The sequence below is a fragment of the Neisseria sp. P0021.S007 genome, assembly GCF_051956855.1.
In genome coordinates this window covers 1-438 of sequence record NZ_JBQCXA010001762.1, presented here as the reverse complement: position 1 = coordinate 438, position 438 = coordinate 1, and the positions used below count along the sequence as shown (strand labels likewise).

Sequence of the window (438 nt, the reverse complement as noted above, 5' to 3'; positions counted from 1 at the left end):
CGGATACTGTTTCGAGTTTTGGCGGGCGCTACGGTCACACGCAACAGCTGACCTTTACGGATGTTATTGCCTTTGATGTTGTTGGCAATAATCAAGTCAGCAACGCTCAAGTTGTAACGACGTGAGATATTAAACAGCGTATCGCCATCGGCTACACGGTGCATGCCCGCACCTGCGGTTTGAGATTGCTGCTGATTGCCTGCACGGGCCAAACGCGCCTAAGTGCGGCTTTGTTGTTTGGCGGTATTGGCGGCAATACGCTCGCTACGCGCTTTGACTGCGTCGGATGCAATATTGTGTTCGCTGGCGGCTTGTGCGACTGCTACATTTTCAGTTTGAGTACGAAGATTTGAATCTACCAACGCCATCAGTTCATCGGCTGTTTCAGCAGCTTGCGTCGGAGCAGCTTGAGCAGTAGTCAGCTCAGTAGTTGTATTT

At 51.1% G+C, this 438-nt stretch carries 2 pseudogenes; both read right to left on the bottom strand.

The features are described 5' to 3' along the window. Window positions 1-170, bottom strand: a pseudogene (locus ACTHUR_RS21330) (LysM peptidoglycan-binding domain-containing protein); the annotation flags it as partial. 48 nt (window positions 171-218) lie between these two features. Continuing rightward, window positions 219-438 (bottom strand): annotated as a pseudogene (locus tag ACTHUR_RS21325) (lytic transglycosylase); the annotation flags it as partial.